The sequence below is a fragment of the Sphingobium sp. genome (assembly GCF_003248505.1).
Lineage (GTDB): Bacteria > Pseudomonadota > Alphaproteobacteria > Sphingomonadales > Sphingomonadaceae > Sphingobium.
On record NZ_QFOA01000095.1, the window covers coordinates 1 to 9,539 of the forward strand.

The window sequence follows — 9,539 nt, forward strand, 5'->3', positions numbered from 1 at the left end:
TGGGTCAGCGCTACGGCCAGCCTGATTACTGCCTACCGTGGGCGTCCATCGCCGACCTTACTGCAATGTTGCGGACGGCGCAGACTGTCCAGATAAGGCCACCAGCTCCTCGAAGGCGTATTTCTTCGTGCCGAAGCCGCCGGTCAGGTCGCGACCGAGCCGGGAGGCATGGCCGCTGGCGTGCCCGAGTTCGTGCAGGGCCGTGCGGTGCCAGTTGATCGGCTCGAAATAGGCCTGCGGCGGCGGCACCTGCACATAGTCGTGCGCCGGCACATAGAAGGCGCGATCGCCGCCGATGCGGAAATCGATGCCCGTCGCTTCGATCAGAGCCTCGACGCGCGGCTCGATGAGGCCAGGCGGCGGCGGTGGAGCGATGGCGGCGATGTTGTCCGGCAGGCCGTCGCATTGCGCGGCGCTGAAGACGGTGAAGCGCTTGAGGAAGGGAATCGCGGCGGCGTCCTCGCCGGTCTCGTGGGCTCGGCTCTTCTCGTCCTCCGGCGTGAAGCGGTCGGCATAGACGACGGTCGTGCCGTGCTCGCCCTTGCGGACATTGCCGCCCAGCGACAGCGCCTGGCGGAAGGTGAGCCAACTCTGGCCGGGGAAGCCGTGCTGGATCACCGCCCCCCAGAGGATGAGCACGTTGATGCCGGAATAGTGCCGTCCGGTCGCAGCGTTTCGGGGCATGGCGAGCGGCGCCTTGGCCGCGGCCGATCCCCATGGCTGGACCCAGGGCGCGCGGCCCGCCTCAAGCTCAGCGATGATCTTGTCGGTGATGTCGTCATAGAGGCTCGCCCGGCCTGAACTGGCGCGGGCGCCGTGGTTTTTCCTGAACATCGCGGTTCTCCGCGACGGGCGCCGGAGACCTCTTCTCCGGCCCTCAACCCGTCACGGGAAACCCCGTCCGCACTCTCACTCTATGGGGGGCGTTGCGGGGCAGGCTGTGCAGAAACTCTGCAACGCCTCCGCCAACAAATCGGCCCGAAGGGCCGAGCGGATCAGGCAGTCCCGATCATTTTCCGGTGCCCGAAGGCGTTCACGGCATGGAGAACGTTGAATGCTAGGATCGACAGGGCCGCTTCCGCTTTCACCGCTCTCAGTCCGCGCGTCAGGAATCTGCCGCCACCTGACATTCGTTTGATTGTGCCGAAGGGGTGCTCGACGGTGCAGCGCCTGATCCTCATTAGATCTGGTTCAGCATATATGCGGGCTTCCATTCGATCGAGGGCGGCCTGATCGAACAGGCGATGGATCGTGCGCTGGGCGCCGGGGGTGCATTGCGATTTTATGGCGCACGCCTTGCACGCGCTCGTTCGGTAGCGGATCGCTCGATTGCGTGTGTGCTTGCCCGATGGTCGGAGCGTTGCGCCGGCAGGGCAACGGATCGTGTCGCTCACGTCGTCATAGATGAACTGAGTGGGACGGAAATGTTCGCTGTTCATGGCGCCGCGCTTGATCGGCGCTGACACCATGATCGCGTCGCGCTCGCATCGGGCAACTTCCTCAGCATTTGAATAGCCGCCATCTGTCAGAACATGGAGTTTCTTGGCATCGAGCACTCCCTTGGCGCCCGTCGACATTGGATGAAGGAGGTGGCTGTCGTTTGCGTCATTGAAAACATCGTGATGGATGATGAGGCCGCTTTCCACATCGACAACGCTCTGAAGATTGTAGGAAGGCATTTTCGGAGCGCGGCCGTAGCCCATCGGTCTGGCTTCCGGCTCGCCGAAGACCAGAACCTTCTCCTCGCGCTTTTCGAGTTCGAGCTGGCGCTTGGCTAAGCGTTCCCGACGCTGCCGGAGCGCGGCAATGGCGCCCCCGAATGCTTCGCGGTGGGCCGGCTTGTCGCCGAACCCTTGCTCTACCTGCTCATCAATAGTGTCCAGTCGATCCAGATAGTAGCTGATCTCGCGCTCGGTATGCGCAAGGTCACGCGCCAGTCTCTCTGCGCCTGCAATATTTTTCGGGCTGGCAACGGCTCGCATCTTCGTGCCGTCCAGGGCGACCGTCTGACCGCCTATCAAGCCGTGGCTCCGGCAAAACTGGACGAACGCGGCGCTCGAGGCGACGATCGCCTCGGGATTGTCGTGCCGGAAGGCGGCGATCGTCCGGTAGTCCGGGGTGAGCCGCCGCAACAACCAGAGCGCCTCGAGGTCGCGATGGCAGGCGCGCTCTAGCAGGCGGGACGAGCGCACCTGATTGAGATAGCCCCATATGTAGAGGCGGAGCATGTCGGCCGGATGATAACCAGGTCTGCCGGTAGCGGCGCTGATCGCGCGGTCGAACCCGAGGTCGACCAGATCGAGGTTGGCGACGAAGGCATCGACCACGCGGACCAAAGCGTCCGGCGCTACGTAGTCATCAACGCAAGGTGGCAGGAGAGCAGCCTGCCCACGATCCATGCCTTCAATGAAGCCCATGCGCACCTCCCGCCCTCGCAACATCTCGAAGTTTAGCGGACAGCCGGATGGCCGACAGGCAATTCAGATCAGGCGTTCAGGAGTCGAGTCGAGCGGTTCCGGCATCGGGTGGTTATCGGTCACCTGAAGTTTCTGGGCAGAGCGCCTCGATAGTCGGGCATTTGGCTGCCGCGCCTCCATCACTGGCTTCGATCACGGCTGTCAGTCAGGGGCATCGAGAACACGAACTGCGTTATGGCGTCGGACGATATTACCTCCATCGTTCCGCCATGCGCCTTGGCGATCTCATTGACGATGAACAGGCCGAGCCCCAGTCCTTGTTGGCTCCGGCGCACCGCCCCGCGAAAAAATGGCTGAAACAACTGTGCGCGGGCGGCGGGCGGAATCGGCGCCCCGCCGTTCGAGACGCATAGGATAAAATTGCCGCCCTCTGTGCGGGCCGACACTTCGATCGCGATTTCGGGGGCGCCATGAGTGACGGCATTGGCAATGAGGTTGGACGCGAGTTGCGCGATACGCGCCCGATCGCAATCGACATTCTCTTCGATGGCCAGAGACGTGATGATGCGCCGTTCCGGCGACGCCACGCGGATCTCGTTTACAACCTGCTCGATGACGGGGCCCAGCGGTTCTTGCGCGTTGCGCGTAAGGCTGATCCCATTTCCCAGACGGCCGCGCGCGAAGTCGAGGACGTTATCGATCAACTGAGCGGCACGACCCACGCTTTTCGCCATCTCGGTGATGAGAAAGCGGCCCCGGTCGCTCAATGTCTCCCTGTCGCCGATCATGCGCACCCCGGCATCCAGCGCCGCGAGCGGATTGCGCAGATCATGCCCGAGCACTGCGATGAACTGCTCGCGCAATACCGCGTCATCGTGCTCGGCACTGGCAGCCGCTTCGGCTTTTGTTCGAGCATCGACGAGCGTCCGCTCAAAGGCTCGCCGCTCGACAGCTTTGAACAAAGTGACACGCGTCAGGACATGCGTACCATCGTTGGCGCGCTTTTCGGTGGCGTTCGCGATAACTGGCAGCTTCCCGCCATCGGACCTCAGCAGGTCGAGCGCGATTTCATCGACCTTGCCTTGCAGTCGAAGCATCGGCGCGAGATGCGTTTCGTAGGCAATGCGCCCGCCGAAGCTTAGCAACGCGTGAATCGATTGGCCCACGAGCGCCGTGGCGTCAGATGCGAGCCAACCGGCAAGCGTGGCGTTGATCCGCAGCACGCGGCCATCGGGCGACAGCGAGAGATAGCCGCACGGGAGATTCTCGACCAGATCGGCGAGATCGTCGTCAGCAACCGGGCTAGACAAAAGCGCGGATCGCCGCCGTTACCTGCTCCGGGGCGCTCAGATTGGGACAGTGGCCGGTCGCATCGAGCAGCGTATATCTGCTGCCTGGAACCTGTGCGTGAACATATTCACCGACGCATGGCGGCGCGATGATATCCTCGCGACATTGCAGCACGAGCGTGCGCGCTGTGATCTTCGGCAAGTCGGCACGGTTGTCTGAGAAGAAAGTCGCGCGTGCGAATTGCCGCGCAATTTCAGGATCGGTCGCACAAAAGCTTTGTTCAAGCGCCGCGCCGAGTTCGGGCTGATCGGGATTGCCCATGATCACCGGCGCCATGGCCGCCGACCAACCCAAGTGATTGTCGGCGAGGAACTCGAGCAATTCCTCGACCTGGGCGTGGCTGAAGCCGCCGACATAGTCATCATCGTCGACATAGCGTGGAGATGGGCCAACCATGATCAAGTCAGAGAACATCCCCGGTGCCTTAACGCTGGCGAGGCCGCCGATCATGGCGCTGACTGAGTGCCCGACGAACACGGCATCACTGAGGTCAAGCGCACGGCCTATCTCGACGACATCGTCAGCATAGCCATCCAGGCTCGCATATTTCGCGGCATCGTACGCACCGAGGTCGGATTGTCCGGCACCGACATGATCGAAGAGCACGACGCGAAAATCAGCCTCGAACGCCCGGGCAACAGCGGTCCACATATGCTGGTCGCAGCCGAACCCGTGCGCGAACATCATCGCGCGGTTCCCCTGCCCAGAGATTTGGACATTGTTTCGACCTAGTACCATCAGCACCACGCTATCATAGGTGTGGCCACCCCTCCAGCATCTCGACGCGACAATACCGCGATCGGCTTTTTCGAACACCAATCGGGAGCTATCCGGCGACTGCGATAGGTGCGCGAACGGCATAGCTGACTCCGAAGCGGGCGCGGGCGACTCGTCGTGAAAGTTAGTTTTTGCACAGCCTGGGGGATCTCCCCGCAGAAGGGGTCGGGCGAGACCCGAGGCTCGACCGCAGGGGAAGGCTTTCCCCCTTGTCCCAGCTTTCCGTCCCGGACCTGTTTCCTTGAAAACTGTCAGAAAACTGCGTATGTTCCTGACAGGAGAAAGACGATGACACGGCTGACCGAACAGATTCTGTCGCATATGGCGGGTTTGCCCGAGGGCGCTTCTGTGTCCGCCAAGGGGCTGCTCCATCTCGGCAATCGCGCCGCGGTGGACCAGGCCTTGTCGCGTCTGGCCGAGCGCGAACAACTCATCCGGGCTGGGCGCGGTGTCTATCTCCGCCCCGTCGCCAGTCGATTTGGGACGCGCGCGCCGTCGGTGGAACAGGCTGTGGAAGCCCTTGCCAGCCAGCGTGGCGAGACCATCGTCTCGAACGGTGCGGCGGCCGCAAACGCCCTTGGCCTGACAACGCAGGTGCCGGTTCGCTCGGTCTATCTGACCTCCGGGCGCAGCCGGAAGATGAATCTCGGCAAGCAGGTCGTGGAATTGCGCCATGCCCCGCGCTGGCAACTGGCTATGGCCAACCGGCCGGCGGGAGAGGCCGTCCGGGCCTTGGCCTGGCTCGGCCCGGAGAAAGCCGAAACTGCGCTCAGGACATTGAAGCGAAAGCTGCCGCCTGGCGCCTTTGGCGAATTGGTGGCGGCCGCGCCGCAGCTTCCGACATGGTTGGCGCAGAGTGTCGGGAAGGCGGCCTATGGCTGAAACCTTCCTGCTCCTCTCGGCTCAGGATCGCCGCGACGCCCTTGGCGTCGCGGCTGATCGTTCGGGGCGGCCCGCGCATCTGCTCGAAAAGGACGTCTGGGTGGTGTGGCGTTGAGCACGCTCTACGCGGCGCCGCTTGGTGAGCATCTGGTGTTCAAGGGCGGCACATCGCTGTCGAAAGCCTATCAGGTCATCCATCGGTTTTCCGAAGATGTGGATCTGACCTACGACATCCGGGCCATCGCGCCTGACCTGGTCGGGGACAATGGCGAGGGCCTGCCGAAAACACGAAGCGAGGAAAAGCGCTGGTCCAGCGAGGTTCGTCGCCGGCTGCCGGAATGGGTTGGCTCTGTAGTGCAGCCGGTGATCGCCGACGCCCTGGCAACGGAAGGTCTGGCGGCGACGATCCGCGTCGAAGGTGATCGGCTGTTTATCGACTACGAACCGACCTCAACCGGATCGGGCTATGTCGCCCCCAGCGTGATGCTGGAGTTCGGCGCGCGGTCGACGGGCGAGCCGGCCAATCTGCGCGACGTGGTCTGCGATGCCTCAGGCCTTCATCGATGGCCTGTTAATCCCGACAGCGCCAGTCCATTCTAACGTGGGTAAGCGGAAAATCTGCGCAGCATCGCCGATGCGGTGGCTGTGCCGCTGCGGATCGAGATAATGAGACGCAGCAGTTCGTCCCAATGGGCGTCAACATGCCCGATTGCGACCGGATCGCCGCTCATGCGGCCAGCAGCAGCCGCGCTTCCTGGCCCGGCAGCAGATGCAGACGCCGGTCCCTCGGGCCGCGCAGGCGCGTCGCGAAGCGGTAGCCGAAGAATGGCATGAGGCCGAACACATGATCGGATGCGCCGACGGTATCTCTTCGCCCGCGGTGAGCCGATGCCGCTTCGTGAGATGGCGTCGGTGGAAATGCGCAAGAGGAACCTCAGCCTTCAGGGGCGCTTACGGAAGTCAACCGGCGTCGCGCGGCCGACAGACGTCCATCACGCTGGCGACGGCATGGCTGTCGCTGCCGTCTTGCCCTTGAAGTCGGTGATGACCTCGCCGATCAGCGCCCGTAGCCAGCGGTGTGCGGGATCGTGCCGGTAGCGGACGTGCCAGGCCATTTCCACGGGAAAGCTGCCGAGGTCGACCGGGGCGGGCAGGATCTTCAGCCGGGGGTCGTGCATCAGCCGCCTGCAGATGAGCGAGGGCAGGGTGGCGCAGTAGTCGGTCACCGCCACCATCTCGGCTACCGCGAAGAAATTGGTCACGGAAATCGCGACGTCGCGCTTAAGCTGCTGCTGCGCCAGCGCCTGGAACAGCCCGGCGCGCATCCGGCCAGGCGGCACGATGTTGACGTGCTTCATCGTCTCAAACTGCTCGCGCGTCATGGCATCGCCGATGGCCGGATGGTCGGCGCGGACGGCGCAGGCGAGCCCTTCGTCCATCAGGTGCTGGACGACGAGGTTGTCGGGCGGATCGACGATGCGGCCCAGCACGAGCGCCGTCGTGCCCGACACGACGCCTGTTTCCACAAGATCGTTGCCGTAGGGCGTCAGGCGGAGCTTTATGCCGGGCGCGACCTTCTCCAGGCGCGCCAGTACAGCGGGGACGAGGACGAACTCGACATAGCCGTTCGGCGCGATCGTGAAGAGCCGTTCGGCGTGTGCGGGGTCGAAGGCCTGCTGACCGAGGACCGCGTCGTCGAGCTGCGCGAGTGCCTCGGCGATCAGCGGTGAGAGTTCAAGCGCGATCGGGGTCGGCTGGATGCCATAGCGCTCGCGGACGAACAGCTGGTCCTGAAGCATCTGTCGTAGACGCGACAGGGCGTTAGACAGGGCGGGCTGCGTCATACCCATGCGCTCGGCAGCCCGGGTGACGCTGCGCTCCTCCATCAACGCCACGAAGATCGGCAGCAGGTTCAGATCGTAGCGCATGCAGTCATCCTGTCAGACGTATATCTGAAATCAGAAAGATAAACTTCTAGAATATGTCAACGAGGCCCACTTACCCGTCCATTGGCGACGGACACCGCGCACATGGAGGTTCAGATGAGCAAGGGTCAGGTTCTCGTTCTTGGGTCGAACGCGACACAACTCGGTCTGCGTGGCGGCGGTACCGCGACGGTCGGTCAGTATCTCAACGAGACGGCGGTCCCCGCGCTGGCTCTGCTCGACGCCGGCTATGATATTGTTCTCGCCACGCCCAATGGTGCCAAGCCGCACATCGACGCCGCCTCCGTTTCGGTTGATCATTTTGGCGGCGATGAGACGGCATTCCAGCGCGCCAAATACTTTTTTGCCAGCCACCCGGCGATGAACGACGTGCGTACGCTGAAATCGGTCGTCGACGAGGGTCTGGACGGCTTTGCTGGCGTGTTCGTGCCGGGAGGTCACGCGCCCATCGTCGACCTGATGGTGGACCGCGATGCGGGCACGATCCTCCGTCACTTCCACGCGGCGGCCAAGCCGACCGCGCTCCTCTGCCACGGACCGGTGGTCGTTGTCGCCGCGCTCGAGGATGCTTCGGCCTTCCGCAAGGCGCTGGAGGAAGGCGATGACGCCTGGGCGGCCGACCTGGCGCGAGACTGGATCTACGCGGGCTACCGCATGACCGTCTTTTCGGCGAGCGAGGAGAAGATCGCTGAGGAGCAAGTGCTGAAGGGCGAGCTCTACTTTGACATGGAAAAGGCGCTGCGGTCGGCCGGTGGCAACGTATCGGTCACCGACAAGAACTTTGCTTCGAATGTCGTCGTGGACCGTGAGCTGATAACGGGTCAGAATCCGGCGTCGGACCGGGCCATGGCCGACGCGTTGATCGAAGCCCTCGACCGCGCAGCTGCGTGAGCACCAGGATGACCGGCGGGGCGCTAAGGGTGCGCCCTCCCACGGATATGACCAAGACAAGGACCGGTGCCATGACCGCCAACGTGAAGATCGTCGCCCTCCTCACCGCCCGTGCGGATACCGTCGACCGCCTGCGCGCTCTGCTCCACGCTATGCTAACGCCGAGCCGTGCCGAACCGGGCAATCTGCGCTACGATCTCTGGCAGGACCAGAACGATCCGAACCGTTTCGTCCTCGACGAGCTGTACGCGGACGCGGATGCGGTCGCCGCCCACCGCGCGACGCCCCACTTCCAGAACTACCTCTCTCGGATCGGCGATCTGGCCGAGCGCACCGCGCTTGTCCTCAACCCTGTCTCGGCAACCTGAGGATGGTGCGAATGGGCAAGCCTGAAGAATGGGCGGGTTGGGCACGGCTTGTACAGGCGTTCGACACAGATGCGTTGCGGATGATCAGCCTGTTGGCACTTGCGCTTCGCGTGGGTCTCTAGGGCCTCATTCATCCACGCGGCTACCGCTCGGGCGGAGCCGCGATCCGGCGAAAAATCAACATCTGAAATGAAGGAAACACAGCCATGACCAAAGGTATCGAAGGCAAGGTCGTCCTCATCACCGGCGGCAGCACCGGTATCGGCGCGGAAACCGCTCGGCTTCTCGCTGAACGCGGCGCGAAGGTGGCCATCGCCGCGCGGCGCAAGGACAGGCTCGACGAGGTCGTCGCGGACATCGCCGCAAACGGCGGCACGGCACGTAGCTACGCGCTCGACGTCACCGACAAGTCGGCGGTCCAGTCCGTCGTCGCCGCAATCATTGCCGACTTCGGCCGCCTCGACGTGCTGATCAACAACGCCGGGCTGATGCCGATCCGTCCGATGGCCGAGGTCAACACCGAAGAGTGGGACCAGATGATCGACGTCAATCTGAAGGGTACGCTCTACGGCATCGCGGCGGCCCTTCCCGGCTTTCTCGAGCAGGGCAGCGGCCACATCATCAACCTGAGCTCGGTTGCGGGCATCAAGGTCTTCGCACCAGGTGGCACGGTCTACTCCGGCACCAAGTTCGCCGTCAGCGCAATCAGCGAGGGCTTGCGCCACGAGGTGGGGGAAAAGGTCCGTGTCACGTCGATCGAGCCTGGAGCTGTCGAAAGCGATTTGAAGTTCACGACGTCTGGCACGGCAGCCGAGACGGTGCTCGACTTCTACAAGCAGGCCATCCCGGCGGCATCGGTGGCGCGTGCTATCGCGTTCGCTGTCGAACAACCTGATGACGTCGACGTC

The 9,539-nt window shown here is 63.5% G+C and carries 11 protein-coding genes and 1 pseudogene; 6 read left to right on the forward strand and 6 right to left on the reverse strand.

The features are described 5' to 3' along the window. Window positions 1-57 precede the first annotated feature (57 nt). From DI606_RS18030 to DI606_RS18045, 4 genes are all read right to left on the reverse strand, one after another. On the reverse strand, window positions 58-834 hold the full coding sequence (locus DI606_RS18030; protein WP_293985283.1) for an ArdC family protein: 777 nt from the start codon (window positions 832-834) through the stop codon (window positions 58-60). A 161-nt stretch (window positions 835-995) separates the two neighbouring features. Further along, window positions 996-2,417 carry an IS1182 family transposase gene (locus DI606_RS18035; protein ID WP_160987481.1) on the reverse strand — a complete coding sequence of 474 codons (1,422 nt, stop codon included), beginning with the start codon at window positions 2,415-2,417 and terminating at the stop codon, window positions 996-998. 179 nt (window positions 2,418-2,596) lie between these two features. Then, entirely contained in the window at window positions 2,597-3,727 is a 1,131-nt protein-coding gene (locus DI606_RS18040) for a PAS domain-containing sensor histidine kinase (protein ID WP_293985284.1), read from the reverse strand. Continuing rightward, window positions 3,720-4,454 carry an alpha/beta hydrolase gene (locus DI606_RS18045; protein WP_202408412.1) on the reverse strand — a complete coding sequence of 245 codons (735 nt, stop codon included), beginning with the start codon at window positions 4,452-4,454 and terminating at the stop codon, window positions 3,720-3,722. The genes DI606_RS18040 and DI606_RS18045 overlap by 8 nt, the downstream gene beginning before the upstream one ends. A 378-nt stretch (window positions 4,455-4,832) precedes the next feature. On the opposite strand from DI606_RS18045, the gene DI606_RS18050 reads away from it, so the two are divergent. From DI606_RS18050 to DI606_RS18060, 3 genes are read left to right on the forward strand one after another with little or no spacing between them, the layout of a single operon-like run. Next, on the forward strand, window positions 4,833-5,426 hold the full coding sequence (locus DI606_RS18050; RefSeq protein ID WP_160987482.1) for a DUF6088 family protein: 594 nt from the start codon (window positions 4,833-4,835) through the stop codon (window positions 5,424-5,426). Next, window positions 5,419-5,541, forward strand: coding sequence for a hypothetical protein (locus DI606_RS18055; protein WP_260181971.1), 123 nt, complete (start codon window positions 5,419-5,421; stop codon window positions 5,539-5,541). The genes DI606_RS18050 and DI606_RS18055 overlap by 8 nt, the downstream gene beginning before the upstream one ends. Continuing rightward, a complete protein-coding gene (locus DI606_RS18060; RefSeq protein ID WP_237449853.1) occupies window positions 5,538-6,026 on the forward strand; it encodes a nucleotidyl transferase AbiEii/AbiGii toxin family protein in 489 nt (162 codons plus the stop codon). Before DI606_RS18055 ends, DI606_RS18060 begins: the two co-directional genes overlap by 4 nt. Here DI606_RS18060 and DI606_RS18065 read toward each other — a convergent pair. Continuing rightward, window positions 6,026-6,294, reverse strand: a pseudogene (locus tag DI606_RS18065) (Tn3 family transposase); the annotation flags it as partial. The gene DI606_RS18060 and the pseudogene DI606_RS18065 sit on opposite strands and share 1 nt — an antisense overlap. Before the next feature lie 124 nt (window positions 6,295-6,418). Next, complete coding sequence (locus tag DI606_RS18070; RefSeq protein WP_047820978.1) at window positions 6,419-7,354, reverse strand: LysR substrate-binding domain-containing protein; 936 nt, start codon at window positions 7,352-7,354, stop codon at window positions 6,419-6,421. A gap of 114 nt (window positions 7,355-7,468) precedes the next feature. Between DI606_RS18070 and DI606_RS18075 the strand changes: the two genes are divergently transcribed. The 3 genes from DI606_RS18075 to DI606_RS18085 form a co-directional block, all read left to right on the forward strand. Then, window positions 7,469-8,263: a type 1 glutamine amidotransferase domain-containing protein gene (locus DI606_RS18075; RefSeq protein ID WP_047823883.1), complete on the forward strand. Its 795-nt coding sequence runs from the start codon at window positions 7,469-7,471 to the stop codon at window positions 8,261-8,263. Window positions 8,264-8,334: 71 nt separating this feature from the next. Then, the gene (locus tag DI606_RS18080; protein WP_293985285.1) at window positions 8,335-8,631 is read left to right on the forward strand and encodes a putative quinol monooxygenase; all 297 of its coding nucleotides are present in this window, start codon (window positions 8,335-8,337) and stop codon (window positions 8,629-8,631) included. 206 nt (window positions 8,632-8,837) lie between these two features. Continuing rightward, on the forward strand, window positions 8,838-9,539 hold a 702-nt coding region (locus DI606_RS18085), incomplete at its 3' end, for an SDR family oxidoreductase (RefSeq protein ID WP_293985286.1).

Bases quoted from the DNA above. Each gene is read 5' to 3' on its own strand.
- DI606_RS18030 (WP_293985283.1), bottom strand. From the start codon at position 834: ATGTTCAGGAAAAACCACGGCGCCCGCGCCAGTTCAGGCCGGGCGAGC.
- DI606_RS18070 (WP_047820978.1), bottom strand. From the start codon at position 7,354: ATGCGCTACGATCTGAACCTGCTGCCGATCTTCGTGGCGTTGATGGAG.
- DI606_RS18080 (WP_293985285.1), top strand. From the start codon at position 8,335: ATGACCGCCAACGTGAAGATCGTCGCCCTCCTCACCGCCCGTGCGGAT.
- DI606_RS18035 (WP_160987481.1), bottom strand. From the start codon at position 2,417: ATGGGCTTCATTGAAGGCATGGATCGTGGGCAGGCTGCTCTCCTGCCA.
- DI606_RS18045 (WP_202408412.1), bottom strand. From the start codon at position 4,454: ATGATGTTCGCGCACGGGTTCGGCTGCGACCAGCATATGTGGACCGCT.
- DI606_RS18050 (WP_160987482.1), top strand. From the start codon at position 4,833: ATGACACGGCTGACCGAACAGATTCTGTCGCATATGGCGGGTTTGCCC.
- DI606_RS18075 (WP_047823883.1), top strand. From the start codon at position 7,469: ATGAGCAAGGGTCAGGTTCTCGTTCTTGGGTCGAACGCGACACAACTC.
- DI606_RS18055 (WP_260181971.1), top strand. From the start codon at position 5,419: ATGGCTGAAACCTTCCTGCTCCTCTCGGCTCAGGATCGCCGCGACGCC.